The organism is Pseudovibrio sp. JE062, assembly GCF_000156235.1.
Lineage (GTDB): Bacteria > Pseudomonadota > Alphaproteobacteria > Rhizobiales > Stappiaceae > Pseudovibrio.
The window spans coordinates 423,706-439,723 of the sequence record NZ_DS996810.1; the positions used below are offsets into that span (position 1 = coordinate 423,706).

A 16,018-nucleotide genomic window follows, 5' to 3' on the forward strand; every position below is an offset into this window, starting at 1 on the left:
AATTACATCTTATAATAAATTGCTTGGCTGCTCTTGTCGCAGCCGCACTTGGGAAGCATATGGGTAGGGTGGATTGCATCGTCCAGCTCGGTTTTAAAAAATCTAAGGTATTTGAATGTCTGGATCACGAAAAGTTGAAGCTAAATCTGGTGTGCTACGTTTTTTCAGTGGTGCCGTTGTTGCGCTGGGCCTTGCTCTTACGAGTGCTTCTGCCGGAATGGCGCAGGATGGAGCTGAGCCGGTGAAGCTGGTTGCGTTTGGAGATAGTCTGACCGCTGGCTATCAGTTACCGCCCGAAGATGCCTTTCCTGTCAAACTGGAAAAAGCCCTGCAAGAGCGGGGCTACAACATCACGATTGTGAATGCTGGTGTTTCTGGTGATACCACCTCAGGCGGCCTTTCCCGGTTGGACTGGTCTATCGGTGATGATGTTGATGGTGTGATCCTTGAGCTGGGTGCCAATGATGCGCTGCGTGGTCTGGATCCTTCAACAACCCGCAAAAACCTTGATGCAATGCTGGCTCGCTTGAGTTCCCGCGATATTCCGGTGTTGCTTGCCGGTATGATGGCACCGCCAAATCTGGGGGATCGGTATGGTCAGGAGTTCAACTCCATTTACGGTGATCTGGCTGAAAAGCATGATGCGCTGCTTTATCCGTTCTTTCTGGATGGTGTGGCAGCGGAGCCAAAGCTGAATCTTGGGGATGGCATGCACCCGACGGGTGAGGGCGTTTCGATCATTGTCGAAAAGATCCTGCCTTCCGTTGAAATGCTCATCGAACAGACTAAATCTTGAGAGGCTGAGAGCACTCCGACTTAATGCTGGTACGCAGAGTCTGCTTTAAAGTATTGACTTACTGCGCCTTCTTGTCGGAAAAACACTGCCTACTTTTCAAAGAGCGCTTGGTGATGATCGCTGAGCCTCTTTCTCTGCCGACCTCCATCCAATGGCAGATTCAGCAGCGAATTCGGGGCGTGATCTCTTGTCTTTGGACGAGGCGGGATCAGTGTCCTCTACGCCCGGCAGAGGGGCGTGAAAAACAAGAAGCGGCCTTGGGCTGCAAACGGGGAATATATGGAATTTCGTAGATTGGGGCGTACAGACCTCAACGTCTCCAGTATCTGTCTTGGTACGATGACATGGGGTGAACAGAACACCGAAGCTGAAGGTCACGCTCAGATGGATTATGCTCTGGAGAAGGGCATCAATTTCTTTGACACCGCAGAGCTTTATGCTGTTCCGCCTAAGCCGGAGACAAAGGGTCGTACAGAAGAGATTATCGGTACCTGGTTCAAGAAATCCGGCAACCGTGACAAAGTCGTTCTGGCAACCAAGGTTGTTGGCCGTTCTGTGCAGGACTGGCACCGTAAGGATGGTTCCACCAGCCAGCTGTCCCGCGCGCAGATCATGGAAGCGGTTGATGGCAGCCTGAAGCGTTTGCAGACAGACTACATCGACCTGTACCAGCTGCACTGGCCAGACCGTAATGTTTCCGGTTTCGGTTCTGTCAGCAACATCTGGCAGGCTGTGGAACCGGCTGAAGATGAAAACGCGATCCATGAAACCCTTGAGGTTCTGCAGGAGCTGGTGCAAGCCGGTAAGGTTCGTCACATCGGTCTTTCTAACGAAAGCCCATGGGGCACCATGAAGTTTGTGCAGGAATCTGAAGCTCGTGGTCTTCCGCGCGTTCAGTCCATCCAAAATGCATATTCTTTGGTGAACCGCCTGTTTGAAGTGGGTGGCGCTGAGATTGCCCATCGTGAGAATGTTGGCCTGCTGGCTTACTCCTCACTGGCACAGGGTTATCTGACTGGTAAGTACCGCAATGGTGCTCTGCCTGCTGGTGCGCGCAAGACCTTGTTCAAACGCCTTGGCCGTTATGAGAATGCTTTTGGTCAGCAGGCGATTGATGCGTATTGCGATCTGGCAGCGGAACTGGGCATTGATCCTTCCGTGATGGCGCTGGCGTTTGCGCATTCCCGTTCCTTCGTGACCTCCGTAATCATCGGTGCGACCAACATGGAACAGCTGGCGACAGACATTGGTGCTGCTGATTTTGAAATCACAGAAGAGATGGAAAAGCGGATCAACGAGATCCACCTGCAGTACACTAACCCTTGTCCATAATGGACAAGGCAACTGTTTTCGCTCTCTGACGACTAATAGGAAGCCGGAGCCTGTGAGGGGCTTCGGCTTTTTTGTGAATGGGGTTGGATAGAAAATCCCCTGATGTTCGTAGAGCTGTGATTTTCTGCTTGTACTCTGGCGCTAAACGTGAGCTAATTTATCATCTGCATTAGCGGAGGGTCCTGATATGCCTCGCCTTTTTACTGGCCTTGAGCTGCCATCGAGCACCGGGATGATGTTGAGCCTCATGCGCGGAGGACTGCGCGGCGCTCGTTGGGTCGACCCCGAAAACTACCACATCACATTGCGATTTATTGGCGACATTGATGATCGCATTGCTGATGAAGTTGCCTATGAGCTGGCGCGAGTTCATCGTGCACCGCTGACGATCAAGCTGACCGGGCTTGGAACGTTTGGGGGAAGCAAGCCTCATGCGCTTTGGGCGCGCGTAGAGCCGACTCAAGAACTTGCGGAATTGCAAGCCGAGCAAGAGCGCATTTTGCAACGTCTCGGCCTACAAGCGGAACGTCGCAAATATACACCGCATGTCACTCTGGCTCGATTGAGGGGAACTTCATCCGGAGAATTGGCGCATTGGCTTGAGATGCGTGGTGAGTTTTCTGCGCCTGCGTTTACCGCTGGGCGGTTTGTGCTCTATTCCGCGAAAGCGGCAGTGGGTGGCGGGCCGTATCTGGTGGAGGAGAGCTATCCGTTGGCTGCTTGATGCAGCTGGTGCGAGTGTAAAGAGGCGTGCTTGTGTTGCTCGCCTCTGCAAAATGAGCTGCTTATGGCAGGTAGGAGGAGACCTTCTCCATCATCTGGTCGCCTTGCTGCTCTAGCCGCCACGAGGTCTGATGCACCAGCCCTGCTGCTGAGTGTGTTTCTGTGAGCTGGTAGATGTCCTTGTTGAGGAAAGCGAGAAGCTCGTCCAGTTCCTCGCGTGGAATATAGCTGAGAACACCTGTCACATGCGCGTAAGTCAGTGATTTTGGCTGAGGTGGAATGGTCTTACTAGCTGTTTTGACTGGATAGCGGATGAGCTTGGATTTTGGCTCATAACGCACGAGCTTGGATTTAGCTTTCAGTGGCTTCAGAGCAGACTTGGCCGGGTAGGGCTTTAGTTTGCTATCGCCCGTAATTGGCTTCAATGCATTTTTAGAAGGAGCGCTGATTTGCGTAAGGCCAGGACCGGTGGCACGGGTCTGTGTGAGTGCCCAGGTGCTGCCAGCTAAAACCAATGCTGACCCTAAGAAACAACTTGCAACAATAAGAGGCCGCAACATCGCGTTCTCCATTTCGATATAAATTAAATAAAAATTTAACTAAAATGTAGCGTGTAAATTGCATAATGCAACTGTGGATGGTGTAATTGTTACCATAAAGTTAAAATCGATAATTTAGTGCGACTGTGAGTTAATTGCATTCATCGATAAAATTAAGAAAAATTGCAAATGACCACTTTGCAGCCATAGTGTTCGGACAGAATGCTCTAATAAAAACAAAGGATAGAGGTCTGTTTTATGGGAATAGATCGACTAATCGAGCAACAAATACGCCGATCACAGATGAATGGTTCTATGGATCACCTTGAAGGTGAGGGAAAACCAATCCCCAGAAGGTCCGGGACAAACTTTGCTCGTAGTGCGCAAATGAGTGTTGTGAATGGGGCTGGTGGTAGCATTCAGGGAGAATTGACGCTGCGCCGTGAGATCTCCACATTGGAAGACCAGCTTAAAACCACGACCAAAAGTGACGAGCGTTTTGAAATAAGAAAGGCGCTCATGGATAAGCGCCTTGAACTTTCAGTTTATGAAGAAGCGCGACGCAAGTAATCGCGCTTCCTTATTTGGTTAGAGCAGGTCTTACAGCTCAGTTTCGTCCAGCAGACGACGAGCAATGACCTGCGCCTGAATTTCAGCTGCACCCTCAAAGATTGAGAGAATACGTGCATCGCAGAGTACGCGAGAAATCGGATACTCCTGCGCAAAGCCGTTACCGCCGTGGATTTGCAGGGCGTTGTCCGCTGCTGCCCAAGCTACGCGTGCGCCGAGTAGTTTCGCCATGCCTGCTTCCAGATCACAACGGCGACCACTGTCTTTCTCCCAAGCAGAGAAGTAGGTGAGCTGGCGAGCGATCATGGTTTCGCAGGCGATGATGGCCAGCTTATCAGATACGCGCGGGAAGTTGATCAGAGACTTGCCGAACTGGATACGTTCCTGAGCGTATCGCAGGCCGAGATCCAAAGCGCACTGAGCAACGCCGATTGCGCGAGCAGCTGTCTGAATGCGGGCGGACTCGAAAGTCTGCATGAGCTGTTTGAAGCCCTGACCTTCTACCTGACCCAGCAGGTTTTCATCTTTGACTTCAAATCCGTCGAAAGCGATTTCGTATTCCTTCATGCCACGATAACCGAGGACTTCGATTTCACCGCCAGACATGCCTTCTGCCGGGAATGGCTCTTCGTCTGATCCACGTGGCTTTTCCGCGATGAACATAGACAGGCCTTTGTAGCCCGGTTCTTCTGGTTTCGTGCGGGTGAGCAGGGTCATAATGTCGGCGCGGACCGGGTGGGTGATCCAGGTTTTGTTGCCGTAGACCTTCCACGTGTCGCCTTCTTTCACGGCACGGGTTTTCAGTGACGCCAAGTCGGAGCCAGTGTTCGGTTCCGTGAACACAGCTGTCGGCAGGGTTTCACCGGATGCAATGCGAGGGAGCCACTTGGCTTTTTGGTCCTCGGTGCCACCACCGAGAATGAGTTCTGCTGCGATTTCGGAGCGGGTGCCGAGAGAGCCGACGCCGATGTAGGCGCGGGAAAGTTCCTCAGAGACCACGCACATAGACTCTTTGCCTAGGCCCATGCCGCCGAACTCTTCAGGAATTGTGAGACCGAACACGCCCATCTCAGCCATTTCGCTGATGATCTCGAGCGGGATATATTCGTTTTTCAGATGCCATTCGTGCGCAAACGGGGTGACCTTTGCTTCAGCAAACTTGCGCATTTCTTCGCGAATTTGCTCGTAGGTCTCATCCAGACCGGTTGCTCCGATGGTGGACTTGCCTTCTGCATGCTGCATGAGCTCTGCAAGACGCGTGCGCAGGGCTGGCTGTGAGCCATCTGCGATTACGGCTTCCACTGCATCTGTGTGATGACTGTTGGCTTCTTGTCGGCTGATGCCGAGGTCTGACAAACGCAGGATCTCGCCCTGGCTCATTGGCAGGCCGCCGAAGACTTGAGCGGTGTACTCTGCAAAGCCGATGCGCAGGATCAGGCTTTCTACTTCGCCGAAGGTGCCCTCCGTTGCCAGTCGCTCTCCATAGGCGTTGAGCTGCTTGAGCGCTTCAACGTAGGTTGCGAGCCATGCCAGACCGTGAGTGGCGCGCTGTTCCTGCTCCATGAGTGCGGAGGCAATTCTTCCATCTTTGAGTACGCGCTGTTTTACATTTTTGCGTGCGATACCCAGCAGGGCTTCAAGTGATTTAAGCGCCAGAGCACGGGTTTCTTTAGATGGTGCGTCTGCTTGTTCTAGTGTATTCACCGTTTCCGACACAGCTTGCCTCCCTCAATCCATTCGGTCATTGTGCACTGCAAACTTAAATGGGATGTGTATTTGTGCAATGCCCTAAAGGTGGGAGCTTTCTTCATGAATATTTCTTGAAGTCGGGCCTATTATCTAACTTGAAACTCACGAAGAGACAGACCAGATCAGTTTTATGAAGAAACGCGGCCTTTGGGGAAAATCGTATCAGGTGCTTGCAGATGCTCTCGGGCATTTCAACTCTGATGATGGCTATGCTGTCGCCAGCCATGTGGCTCTGTCATCTCTGATGGCTCTGTTTCCCTTCCTGATTTTTGTTGCCGCATTCTCCGGCTTTCTTGGATTGAACTCAGTTGCGCAAAGTGCGACAGAGCTGATCTTTGATGTGTGGCCCGAGCGCGTGGCAGGGCCGGTATCTGGTGAGATTAAAGCTGTTCTGACTCAGCCGCGCGGTGACTTGCTGACTTTTGGTGTGGTTGTCACATTGTGGTTCTCGTCCAATGGCGTTGAGGCTATGCGGGTTGGGTTGAACCGTGCCTATCGTGTACGAGATAACCGCAGCTGGTTTTTCTGCCGGACGCAATCCATCCTCGCGGTGCTGATTGGAACGGCGGTTCTGATGGTTTCCACCTTCCTGATCGTCTTCGGGCCTCTGGCTTGGGAATGGGCGGTGCATCTGGCGCCGGTGATGGAGAAGTTCAGCTACAAGGCGAATATCGTTCGCTATGGCATTACATCTTTGCTGCTGCTGTTTGCCTTGCTGGCTGCGCATATGTATCTGCCAGCTGGTCGTCGCCGCTTCCTTGAAGTGTTGCCGGGGATTGCCTTGACGATGATCCTCTGGATTGTAGCAGGTACGGCGTTCGGTGCTTATCTGGCGCGGTGGGCGAACTACGTGTCTTTGTATGCGGGCCTGGCCGGTATCATGACGGCTATCATCTTCATGTATCTGACAGCCGTCATCTTTATCTTGGGCGGTGAGTTCAACGCGGCTTTGATGCGAGTGCGCCGCGTGAACCAGCGCGTTGAGGGTGGTCCTTGCTTAGAGGCTGAAGACGAGAACTAAGCTTTCTGCTTTGGCCGGCACACCGCGATTGCGATCACAACGATTGCCATGCCTACCAACTGGATTGCGTTGAGCGTTTCACCGAAGAGGAAGTAGCTCTCGATAGCCGCTGCAACAGGCGTGAGATAGAACAGCGTTGCGGTGGTGGAGGCTGCACCATGCTGGAGCAGGTACATGAGCAACAGTACTGCCCCGACTGAAAGCACAATCACCAACCAGGCCAGCGCGAAGATAAGATCTCCGGACCACGTGATTTCCCAGCTCTCTGTCATGGAAAGCGGAAGCGTGACGAGAAGTGCACCGAAGTATTGGTAGAAAGTGCCTGTGACCAAGTCGGTGTTCATAGGCTGGCGCTTCTGCCATGTGGTGCCGAAGGCAATGCCGAGAGTTGCAGCGAAGGCTGCAGGAACCGTCCAGAGAGGGATTTGCGCGACGCCGCTTCCCAACTTTGGCAGGATAACGAGCACGATGCCAACAAAACCAGCGGCGAGGCCTGCCCATTGGCGTGGGGTGACATTTTCCTTCAGCAGAAAATAGGCGAGGGTGCCGGTGATGAAAGGTTGCAGGCCGGTGATCAGTGCTGTGACGCCTGCTGGCATGCCATTGTCGATGGCCCAGAACACGCCTGAGAGATATGCGCCGTGCACCAACATGCCGGTGATTACTGCGTGGATTATCTGGCTGCGGGTGAGGGCGAAGCTTCTGCCGGAGAGCCAGACGATGATGCCCATCAACGGTAAAACCAACAAAAAGCGCATGCTGAGAAAGGCGAAGGGCTCAGAATATGGAGCGCCAAGGCGCGCGCCGATGAAACCTGTCGACCAGAGCAAAACGAAAATAATGGGAACTAGTTTAGTGAATGAGAGCAATGGTGTGTCTTATTTTTAAGCGTCTTTGGCACATGACGCTGGGTGGGATGAGCAACAAAATCATTTGTGCGATGCATTATTTGTAATCTTTAAACGATTTGAACCTATACCTGTGAGTAATAATTAAAAATACTATTAGTAATTTTATCGGTACAGGGGTCTCCGATGCGAGTAGATTGGAAGCGGGCTATTTCATCTACGGGAAATAGATTTTTCTCGTCCACCCGGAATGCAAGTATTCGGTTTCGGGCAATTACTCTGGGTATTCTGACACTTATCGGTTTCGGTGGTGTTGGGCTGGTTTATCTTTGGGGCCAGCAGCAAACGGAAGCCGCCTTCCAGCAGTCCAAGGATTACACCGAGCTTGCTGAGTTGAGTCAGGCAATTGCCATTACGGCGGGCGTCCTGCAATCCACCCAAAAAGATTATGAAAATGTGCCGAGCGATAGCCTGAAGAGCCGATTCGACGAGCTTGTTGGCGAAGCGCAGAAGGAACTGCAGGAGCTGAATGCGCTTCCTGTTGCCATGGATTACTTCCTGGAAATTTCTGACGCACGCGACACGATTGATGCGATCAGTGGCGCATTTGAGATGCTGCACGGTTATCAGTCCACGCTTGGTTACGACGCAGACCGAGGTTTGCAAAAGGAACTTTCCGCTAGCCTTTCGCAGGCAGAAGCCGCGGTTAAACAGAAGCATCGACGCAGCAAAGACCCCAATACGCTGAAGTTGATGCATACGTTTAGTGATCTGGCGCGTGCGCAGCTGGATTATACGATCACTGGGAGCCAGAACTCTCAGGGCGCTTTTGAAGTGGCGTTCTCCCGCTATGAGCGCACCATTCCCCGAGCACAGATTGACCCGGCTGTGGCCGAGAAGGTCAAAACCAACATGGCGGCTTATAAAAAGGCGTTTGAGGCTTACACCAAGGCTTATGACAAGCGGGCAACCAGCTCAGAGCTGTTGGCGAACCTGTTCGATCTTCTGCCGCCCCGCTTGAATGATTTGAAGAACTCTGCTGTACAGGGCGCCAGTGATGCGCAGGCGCGTTTGACCGCGACGACCCAGCAGACCAACCTTTATCTGGGCCTTGCCGTTGGTGGTATTGCGCTGACGCTGTTTATTCTCGGATCGCTGCTGATTTTCGGCATTCTACGCAATCTGAATGCGCTGCGTAATGCCATGGCGTTGTTGGCGAAGAACGACCTTTCTGCAGTCATTCCCCTCAATAAAGGTGGCAAAGAAATCTCTGCTATGGCGCAGACGCTGCAAGTGTTTCGCGACAACATTGAAGAGCGCCGTAAACTGCGTGAGCAGCAGGATCACGAAAACTCTGAGAAGCAGGCACGTGCCGAGCAGGTTGATACGCTCATTATGGGCTTTGAACAGACCGTTGCTGAGGCCCTGAACAGCTTGCACAGCGCTGCTGATGGTCTGGGTGAAGCTTCCAATGATGTGGGATCTGCTGCGGACAATGTTTCGAAGGAAGCTGAATCTGCTGGCCGTGCGGTTGAGAATGCGGCGGAGAATGTTTCCAGTGCATCTGCTGCGACTGAAGAACTGGCTATGTCCATCAACGAGATTGCTGGGCAGGCCGAGCAGTCCACGCGTGTTGCTGACCGTGCTGTTGAAGGTTCCAAGGCAACTGCTGAGACTATGAGTCTGCTGAGTGATGCGGCCAACCGTATTGGTGAGGCAGTTGGCCTTATTCGTGACATTGCAAACCAGACCAACCTTCTCGCGCTTAATGCGACCATTGAAGCGGCGCGTGCAGGTGAACATGGCAAGGGCTTTGCGGTGGTGGCCTCTGAAGTGAAGATGCTGGCAAATCAAACATCTCAGGCAACAGAAGAGATTGCGCAGCAAGTGGGCTCCATTCAGGAAGCTTCTGCGGAGGCTGTTGGGGCAATTGGTGATGTGAGCGATGTTATTCACGAGATGAGCCAGATTGCTTCTGCCGTTGCTGCTTCAGTTGAACAGCAGAATGCGGCTATTCAAGCGATCACGGAAAACGTGGCGAATGCGACACAGAGCTCTCAGCAGGGTGCCAATGCGATGCAGATGGTTGAAAATGCCTCTGATAACGCACGCAGTACCGGCGGTACGGTCTCTGATCTGGCGGATGCGCTTTCTCGTCAGGCGGACCACATCAACAACACTGTTGGTGCATTCCTTGAAAAAGTGCGTGCTGCCTAAAGATCTTCACAAATTATCATTTTAAATGTGGCGCTTGCCTCTGGTGTTTACCGGAGCTAAGCGCCACATTGCTTTTGCGGTACGGGTTTGTTGAGCAAAGCAGACGGCACGGCTGTGAGGTGCTGTCTTTCTGCGGCTAATACGGGTTTTGAGAATGATAAATAAGATTGTTGTGGTGGGCGCTGGACAGGCAGGTGTGCAGGCTGCGCAAACTCTTCGACAAAAGGGATATGAAGGTGAGCTCGTGATGCTCGGCAACGAGCCGCAGCCACCTTATCAACGCCCGCCGCTTTCCAAGAAGTTTCTGAGTGGCGAAGTGGAGCCTGATGCTCTGTTCATTCGCCCGGAAGCGTTTTATGAGCTGAACAACATTGACCTGAAGCTGAATGCACAAGTTGATCGTATTGATCTGGAAAACAAGAGCGTCACTCTGGCAAATGGTGAGGCGGTAACCTGGGATAAGCTGCTGCTGGCAACCGGAACCCGCGCCCGTGATCTGCCGCTGCCGGGCGCTGATCTGGAAGGCGTTGTGACGCTGCGCTCCATCGGTGATGTTGAGCTGATCAAGAAGCTGTTTGTTCCTGGCAAGAAACTGGTTGTTATTGGCGGTGGTTACATCGGCCTTGAAGTGACTGCTGTTGCAAAAGGCATGGGGCTGGATGTTGTTGTGCTGGAAGCGCAAGAGCGTTTGTTGAAGCGTGTGGTTTCACCAGATGTATCCTCGTTCTTCCATAATTTGCATGCTGGCCGTGGCGCTGAACTGCATTGCGGAACTGGTGTGACCAGCATTGAAGGCGAAGATGGCAAGGTTACAGGTGTGAAGCTTGCTGATGGTACCGAGCTGCCATGTGATCTGGTGCTTTCTGCCGTTGGTGCTGTGCCAAACTCTGAACTTGCTGCTGCCGCTGGCCTTGATGTGGATGATGGCATTCTTGTTGATGGGGCAGGGCAGACATCTCATGAAGATGTTTATGCATGCGGTGACTGTGTGCGCTTCTTCTCAGAGCGTTATGGCAGAAGCATTCGACTGGAGAGCGTGCAGAATGCGATTGATCAGGCGAAGGCTGTTGCTGTTGCCCTGACGGATCCTGCAAATGACCACAGCCATGATTATGATCCACTGCCGTGGTTCTGGTCCGATCAACATCACATCAAGCTGCAGATTGCTGGTCTCTCCAATGGTTATGATGAGGCTGTGCTGGTTGGCGATACCAGTGCTGACAGCTTCTATGTGGCGTATCTGGAGAAAGGCAAGCTGATCGCAGTTGATAGCATCAATCACCCGCGCTCACATATGATGGCACGTCGTGTGATTGGGCAGGAGTGGAAGGAAGGTCTGCTTCCGCCTGCATAATTTCAGAAATAGAAAAGCGTGCCAGAGATTTTCTGGCACGCTGATTGATGAGCGAAGCCTCCATCTTTGATGGGGGCTTTTTGTTAGCGCGTGTTTTCCAGAATAAGCCGGATAACTTCCTGTGGGATCTCCATATGGACCATGTGGCCAACACGATCGAAGACGTGGCAGGCGATTGGGCCCGGCAGTTTGTGGCATTGGCGCGTTGGCAGGATCTTGTCCTGTGTGCCCCACACCACTTTGATCGGCATGGGTAGTTCGCCCAACTTGTCTGTTGGCAGCACGCCCTGGCTTTCACCTTCCAGAATAAGCCCGGAAACCGCTTTCAAGGCCTCAGCTGCGCCTGGAGTTGAACGTTGGGTGGCAACGTAATCGGCCAGTTTTCTAGGAAGCTCGAACTCCAGACCAACGAACTGTTCCAGCAACACTTGCTGCTCAGCTTCGGTTTGACCGACTGCGTAGCGGCGCAGGAGCTTGGCGTTGATTTCCGGACCGAAACCACCAGGGGCCAGTAGAGTGAGGCTTGCGATGCGTTCTGGACTGCGCATAGCAATCAGCGCAGCGATTGCGCCGCCCATGCTATGGCCGACCAAATGGACACGATCGAGCTTCAATGCATCAAGAGACTTCACGACCGCTTTGGCAGAACCAACAGCGTTGCATGGCTCAAAGTCTGCAAGTGCGCGACCGTGGGCCGGCAGATCGAAGGCTATCGTGCGGCGTTTGTTTTCTAATTGGACTTGAATATTGCGCCATGTGCTGGCGTCACCGCCAAAGCCATGGATGAAAATAATTGGTTCTGCGCTTTCAGGACCAAAGGCCGTGAAAGGCAGGCAGGTTACATCTTGGATACTATCGATATTCATATAAGGCCTCCCATTAAGCGTATTATATGCCCCTTTCATTCGGAGGTTTACCTGTGACTTAGGCTAAGGCAGGATTTTTTTATCAGCATAAGGACTGATGAATTTGGATGAAAATTTTGCTCGGCCTCGCGAAATTTCAAAAAAGTGAAACAATTGACCCGCGGAAATGAGGTTTTGCTTGGATATCGATTATCAGATGTTGATAATCAGTCTCAGTTTGAAACATATGGAAGCTCAGAGGGCCGAGAAAATTTTTGGTAGAGTTTATTCTTTCTCGGTGCTGATTCATTTTTAAAATTCGACAAGTCCCGCAGGGTCAGGGACTACTGCCAATTTCAGGGGGTGACGATGCGAGGACATCTTCGCAAAGGAATATTTGCTGTCATTTGTACGTTGGTTAGCTTTGTATTCGTGGCACCAGCAAGCGCAGGCAAGCTGTGGAATCCGGATACACGCCAATGGGACATCTTCCCGGATACTCCTGCCATGGCATCCAGCTCTGCACGCCGTAAATATAAGCGCAAGCTGATTACCTACCGCACAAATGAGAAGCCAGGTACCATCATTATTGATACCGATAAGCGCTACCTCTACCACGTACAGGACAACGGCAAAGCGATGCGTTATGGCATCGGCGTTGGTCGTGAAGGTTTTGAGTGGAATGGTACTGAGCGTATCACCCGTAAAGCGAAGTGGCCGGGCTGGACTCCACCAGAAGAAATGCGCCGTCGTGAAGCGAAAAAGGGTCGCATTCTGCCGCGTTACATGAAGGGTGGTCCGGAGAATCCGCTGGGTGCACGTGCGCTTTATCTAGGTGCTACGATCTATCGTATTCATGGTACTACCGAAGATTGGAGCATCGGCCATGCGGTATCTTCAGGCTGCATCCGTATGTTCAACGAAGATGTTTCCTACCTGTATGAACAGGTGGACATTGGCGCTAAGGTTATCGTGAACTGATCACGAGTGACATGTGAAGCGAATGAAACCCGGGGCGACCCGGGTTTTTTGTTGGGCTGGTTGGTTCAGTTACTTGTAACCATCTGAAACGGGGCGACAGCAGCCTTGAAGAGTGACTGGTTTTTGTCCCGGCTGTGTAACAGTGGCAACGGCTTCGCCCCAGACGAATGAGTCCAATGGTGTGAAGGTGCACTGCTTTTCGGTGATGGTCATCTGAAGCTCGATGCCTTTGTCGCCTGCTTTTAAAAGCGTTGCGTTCTTGTCATTTTCCGCAGTGACAGACTGGAAGGGCACGCGGTGGAGCAGGCCGATGATGTTGGAGTAGGTTACGACATTAGAGTTCCACTCGATGCTCCAGGATGGTTCTGTCCCGCCGCATACGCCAAGAACAGGTAGATCTGTGCCTGAGAATGGAACAGGGACCGCGGCTTTCAGTTTGTCTGCATGAACCCAGCCTTCAATCTCTCCGATGCTGACATGCTGCCAGCGTGTGTCGTCAATCTGTTTTTCCTCACCACTGGAGTTCAGGATCGTATCGCCGGGCAACTGTACGATGACTGCTGCTTCTTCAGAGGGCGCATCGTAGATGGAGAGCAGGGCACCGAGGCTTTGGTCGACCTGGCTGTAGTAGCCGGGATGGACCTGTTGGGATTGGTCGGTGCCGGACTGGTCTGAGCTTGTGTCGGAAGAAGGTGCTTGATCCTGCTCATCCGACGTATCTGATTGAGCTGCAGCCGATAGGGTGAGTGCGCTTATTGAAAACCCACTCACTAACATAAGTGTTAGAAGCTGACGGGATGCATTTTTCAAGACAGTTGAGGCCATCTCTTGCTCCTGATGGCTGCGGTTGGGAGCGCTGCCATTCTTTTGTTTTCGCAGGAGCCTAGCAAAGTTTCGCCTAGGAAGTCTTAAGTTGAGTTGTGCGGTTCTACTGAAGCTCTTAGGGGAGGTTGAGTGGTTGTTTTCTATTTTGCACTGAGCTTGTGCCTCAAGCTACTGGTTGTCTGATAATGGTCTTTCTCATTTGTGAGGCGGTTCGAGTTGGGTCGTCCAGATAGATCTGATGATGGAAGCCGTTGGGTTTCAGATCATGTTCTGGCAGGAAGTCCCGGTAGAGCTTGGCGTTGATTTCTTCCAGTTCCTCATAGGGGCCTTTGTGAAGGATTTGGACTGAGCGACCTTCTGTCATGATTTCTCTGCGCAGTGTTGTGGGCTTTTCTCCCAGTCTCCCGATTGCGGTTTCAATGCCTTGTGTGAAGAGGGCGTCATCTGTCCAGTGAGGCAAGACGATCATCAAACGCCATTTCAGTTTATCTTTATTGCCGTTGATCAGGTCGGACATATCATCAGCCCACCACAGGCATTCTAAGGGTGGTTCCGCGAAGCGTTTCCCCATCCGCTTCTTTGCATCTTGTTTGATGGGATAGATCGTGGTGAAAAGCCATTTGATTGCCTTGGCATAGACCTCGCCTTCAGGGTTGCCATCGCCATCAATCACAGCGAACTGCATGTCGGGGACATCGACAAACGTAAAATGGTCGCTTGGTGGGCGATATAGTTCATAGAGCCTGTCTCTGAAATCGGTTGTCGTCATAGCTGTGTCCTCATGTGTTCCATGGTTTGCAGGTCATGTAGTCCAGAGTTTTTTGAAGCCAGTCGGCTTCTGATTTGAGCTGAGCGATGGAGTAGTCGAAGAGGGCATCGACGTGGTCGGGCAAGGGTTGTTGGTCTAGTTGGATGCCTTCCATTCGGGTGATTTCTTTCTGGATTGCCTTACCGCGCTGGTTTAGGGCATCGAGAGCTTGCTCGCGTTGTAGGGCAGGCCAGTGGATCATGCCCATGAGTAGGGATGAGTATGTTGGACGGACCGTTGTGAGAGCTGAGAGCGTTTGGGTGATGAGGGCTTGTTGGCCAGCCTCTGTCATTAGGTAGCTTTTCTTCGCTTTCATACCAGCTGGTTTTTCAGCAGTGACGAGGCCTTTCTTTTCCAGTTTGCCGAGAACGAAGTAGATGGAAGAGAAGCCGATTTGCGTCCATTCGCGCATGCCGCGTTGCTCGATAATCTGTTCCAGCTCATAGCCGTGGCGAGGCATTTCGGAGACAAGACCGAGGACGAGAAGTTCGCTGTCAGTGAGGCTCTCAGACATACTATTCTAGCCTTAGAATAAGATTATATTCTAGTACTAGAATATATGCGCCCGAGTTGTCAATCTTTGGCTTTTGAGACTTGGCTGGATGGAAGCTGTTAGTGCTTGCGGGTGACCATAACCAGCATGTTGTCGCGGAGGCTTACGTGTTGGCGGTAGAGGAGGAGGCAGCGGCAGTTGAACTCGTTCTCTCGCTTTTGGAAGTACTCAGCATAGCGATGGATGTCGTGCCGGTTCACATCTTCAATCATATAGACACCGTTGCTTGCGAGCAGGTCTATGATGTTCTCAAAGAAGATAATCCCGGCCTCAAAATGATGCAGGCCGTCATCGATGATCAGGTCAAAAGGTTCCGGCTTTGCATTGCTTTTGAAGCTGGCGATGCTTTCGGGACTGGTTTGATCTACCTGATAGGTCTGAATGCGACTGTCGGTGAACAGGCATTTCTCATCGATATCGACACCAGTGATCTCGGCGTTAGGGAAGTAATCTCGCCAGACACGGAGGGATGCGCCGGGTTTTCCTTCTTTGCCCATGTTGGACAGGCAGCTGGTGTCGTTGGTGCCGATGCCGCACTCCAGCACATTCGTGATCTTGTCGCGGCAATGGTCAAAGATCATGCTGTAAAAGTCGGTGTAGGTGTGAGGCTCCCAGTTGAACTGGGTGGTTTCCGGACAGTTGGTGCCTTTGTCGCTGCCGTAGACATCACAAAGCTGAGCCAGATAGCTATTCTTGGCTGGCGCATAGAACGCTTCAATACGTTGCCCCAGGTGCTCCTCTACCGATGCTCGTGTCTTTTCCAGTTTGGTTTTGGGAGTGAGCTGACGGAGGACCTTGTTAAAGGCGAGCGTGCTTGTGGTGTTCATGGTTGCCGCATCTTGCAAGTTGGTGCTGAG

At 52.2% G+C, this 16,018-nt stretch carries 16 protein-coding genes; 8 read left to right on the forward strand and 8 right to left on the reverse strand.

Annotated elements, in window-relative coordinates; genetic code table 11:
• Positions 1 to 115 precede the first annotated feature (115 nt).
• The 3 genes from PJE062_RS16735 (at position 116) to thpR (ending at position 2,852) form a co-directional block, all read left to right on the forward strand.
• Positions 116 to 796 (forward strand): arylesterase, encoded by a 681-nt coding sequence (locus PJE062_RS16735; RefSeq protein WP_008550302.1) that lies wholly within the window; start codon positions 116 to 118, stop codon positions 794 to 796.
• A gap of 279 nt (positions 797 to 1,075) precedes the next feature.
• A complete protein-coding gene (locus PJE062_RS16740; RefSeq protein WP_037037424.1) occupies positions 1,076 to 2,128 on the forward strand; it encodes an aldo/keto reductase in 1,053 nt (350 codons plus the stop codon).
• 187 nt (positions 2,129 to 2,315) lie between these two features.
• Positions 2,316 to 2,852 (forward strand): RNA 2',3'-cyclic phosphodiesterase, encoded by a 537-nt coding sequence (gene thpR, locus PJE062_RS16745; protein ID WP_008550734.1) that lies wholly within the window; start codon positions 2,316 to 2,318, stop codon positions 2,850 to 2,852.
• Positions 2,853 to 2,913: 61 nt separating this feature from the next.
• Here the strand turns inward: thpR and PJE062_RS16750 are convergent, their stop codons facing one another.
• Complete coding sequence (locus tag PJE062_RS16750; protein ID WP_008550264.1) at positions 2,914 to 3,411, reverse strand: hypothetical protein; 498 nt, start codon at positions 3,409 to 3,411, stop codon at positions 2,914 to 2,916.
• 237 nt (positions 3,412 to 3,648) lie between these two features.
• Between PJE062_RS16750 and PJE062_RS16755 the strand changes: the two genes are divergently transcribed.
• Positions 3,649 to 3,960 (forward strand): DnaJ family domain-containing protein, encoded by a 312-nt coding sequence (locus PJE062_RS16755; RefSeq protein ID WP_083416766.1) that lies wholly within the window; start codon positions 3,649 to 3,651, stop codon positions 3,958 to 3,960.
• A 30-nt stretch (positions 3,961 to 3,990) separates the two neighbouring features.
• Here PJE062_RS16755 and PJE062_RS16760 read toward each other — a convergent pair whose 3' ends face one another.
• A complete protein-coding gene (locus PJE062_RS16760; RefSeq protein ID WP_037037428.1) occupies positions 3,991 to 5,664 on the reverse strand; it encodes an acyl-CoA dehydrogenase family protein in 1,674 nt (557 codons plus the stop codon).
• 175 nt (positions 5,665 to 5,839) lie between these two features.
• Between PJE062_RS16760 and PJE062_RS16765 the strand changes: the two genes are divergently transcribed.
• The gene (locus PJE062_RS16765; protein WP_008550676.1) at positions 5,840 to 6,730 is read left to right on the forward strand and encodes a YihY/virulence factor BrkB family protein; all 891 of its coding nucleotides are present in this window, start codon (positions 5,840 to 5,842) and stop codon (positions 6,728 to 6,730) included.
• Here the strand turns inward: PJE062_RS16765 and PJE062_RS16770 are convergent.
• Positions 6,727 to 7,560: a DMT family transporter gene (locus PJE062_RS16770; protein WP_008550125.1), complete on the reverse strand. Its 834-nt coding sequence runs from the start codon at positions 7,558 to 7,560 to the stop codon at positions 6,727 to 6,729. The genes PJE062_RS16765 and PJE062_RS16770 overlap by 4 nt on opposite strands.
• A gap of 204 nt (positions 7,561 to 7,764) precedes the next feature.
• Between PJE062_RS16770 and PJE062_RS16775 the strand changes: the two genes are divergently transcribed.
• Together PJE062_RS16775 and PJE062_RS16780 are read left to right on the forward strand one after the other, a co-directional pair.
• On the forward strand, positions 7,765 to 9,795 hold the full coding sequence (locus tag PJE062_RS16775; protein WP_008550363.1) for a methyl-accepting chemotaxis protein: 2,031 nt from the start codon (positions 7,765 to 7,767) through the stop codon (positions 9,793 to 9,795).
• Between the two features lie 154 nt (positions 9,796 to 9,949).
• Complete coding sequence (locus tag PJE062_RS16780) at positions 9,950 to 11,149, forward strand: NAD(P)/FAD-dependent oxidoreductase (RefSeq protein WP_008550499.1); 1,200 nt, start codon at positions 9,950 to 9,952, stop codon at positions 11,147 to 11,149.
• An 83-nt stretch (positions 11,150 to 11,232) separates the two neighbouring features.
• On the opposite strand, the gene PJE062_RS16785 is transcribed toward PJE062_RS16780, so the two are convergent.
• Positions 11,233 to 12,015, reverse strand: a complete 783-nt coding sequence (locus PJE062_RS16785) for an alpha/beta fold hydrolase (RefSeq protein WP_008550137.1) — start codon at positions 12,013 to 12,015, stop codon at positions 11,233 to 11,235.
• A 348-nt stretch (positions 12,016 to 12,363) separates the two neighbouring features.
• Between PJE062_RS16785 and PJE062_RS16790 the strand changes: the two genes are divergently transcribed.
• Positions 12,364 to 12,975, forward strand: coding sequence for a L,D-transpeptidase (locus PJE062_RS16790; protein WP_008550486.1), 612 nt, complete (start codon positions 12,364 to 12,366; stop codon positions 12,973 to 12,975).
• Positions 12,976 to 13,044: 69 nt separating this feature from the next.
• Here PJE062_RS16790 and PJE062_RS16795 read toward each other — a convergent pair whose 3' ends face one another.
• From PJE062_RS16795 to PJE062_RS16810, 4 genes are all read right to left on the reverse strand, one after another.
• Positions 13,045 to 13,800, reverse strand: a complete 756-nt coding sequence (locus tag PJE062_RS16795) for an SH3 domain-containing protein (protein ID WP_008550255.1) — start codon at positions 13,798 to 13,800, stop codon at positions 13,045 to 13,047.
• 163 nt (positions 13,801 to 13,963) lie between these two features.
• Positions 13,964 to 14,569: a GyrI-like domain-containing protein gene (locus PJE062_RS16800; protein WP_008550459.1), complete on the reverse strand. Its 606-nt coding sequence runs from the start codon at positions 14,567 to 14,569 to the stop codon at positions 13,964 to 13,966.
• 10 nt (positions 14,570 to 14,579) lie between these two features.
• A complete protein-coding gene (locus tag PJE062_RS16805; protein ID WP_008550218.1) occupies positions 14,580 to 15,122 on the reverse strand; it encodes a PadR family transcriptional regulator in 543 nt (180 codons plus the stop codon).
• 98 nt (positions 15,123 to 15,220) lie between these two features.
• Complete coding sequence (locus PJE062_RS16810; protein WP_208982360.1) at positions 15,221 to 15,988, reverse strand: methyltransferase domain-containing protein; 768 nt, start codon at positions 15,986 to 15,988, stop codon at positions 15,221 to 15,223.
• Positions 15,989 to 16,018: the final 30 nt, after the last annotated feature.

Coding starts and splice junctions, on each gene's coding strand:
- PJE062_RS16780 (WP_008550499.1), top strand. CDS start 9,950: ATGATAAATAAGATTGTTGTGGTGGGCGCTGGACAGGCAGGTGTGCAG.
- thpR (WP_008550734.1), top strand. CDS start 2,316: ATGCCTCGCCTTTTTACTGGCCTTGAGCTGCCATCGAGCACCGGGATG.
- PJE062_RS16805 (WP_008550218.1), bottom strand. CDS start 15,122: ATGTCTGAGAGCCTCACTGACAGCGAACTTCTCGTCCTCGGTCTTGTC.
- PJE062_RS16795 (WP_008550255.1), bottom strand. CDS start 13,800: ATGGCCTCAACTGTCTTGAAAAATGCATCCCGTCAGCTTCTAACACTT.
- PJE062_RS16755 (WP_083416766.1), top strand. CDS start 3,649: ATGGGAATAGATCGACTAATCGAGCAACAAATACGCCGATCACAGATG.
- PJE062_RS16810 (WP_208982360.1), bottom strand. CDS start 15,988: ATGAACACCACAAGCACGCTCGCCTTTAACAAGGTCCTCCGTCAGCTC.
- PJE062_RS16735 (WP_008550302.1), top strand. CDS start 116: ATGTCTGGATCACGAAAAGTTGAAGCTAAATCTGGTGTGCTACGTTTT.
- PJE062_RS16765 (WP_008550676.1), top strand. CDS start 5,840: ATGAAGAAACGCGGCCTTTGGGGAAAATCGTATCAGGTGCTTGCAGAT.
- PJE062_RS16750 (WP_008550264.1), bottom strand. CDS start 3,411: ATGTTGCGGCCTCTTATTGTTGCAAGTTGTTTCTTAGGGTCAGCATTG.
- PJE062_RS16785 (WP_008550137.1), bottom strand. CDS start 12,015: ATGAATATCGATAGTATCCAAGATGTAACCTGCCTGCCTTTCACGGCC.
- PJE062_RS16740 (WP_037037424.1), top strand. CDS start 1,076: ATGGAATTTCGTAGATTGGGGCGTACAGACCTCAACGTCTCCAGTATC.
- PJE062_RS16775 (WP_008550363.1), top strand. CDS start 7,765: ATGCGAGTAGATTGGAAGCGGGCTATTTCATCTACGGGAAATAGATTT.
- PJE062_RS16800 (WP_008550459.1), bottom strand. CDS start 14,569: ATGACGACAACCGATTTCAGAGACAGGCTCTATGAACTATATCGCCCA.
- PJE062_RS16790 (WP_008550486.1), top strand. CDS start 12,364: ATGCGAGGACATCTTCGCAAAGGAATATTTGCTGTCATTTGTACGTTG.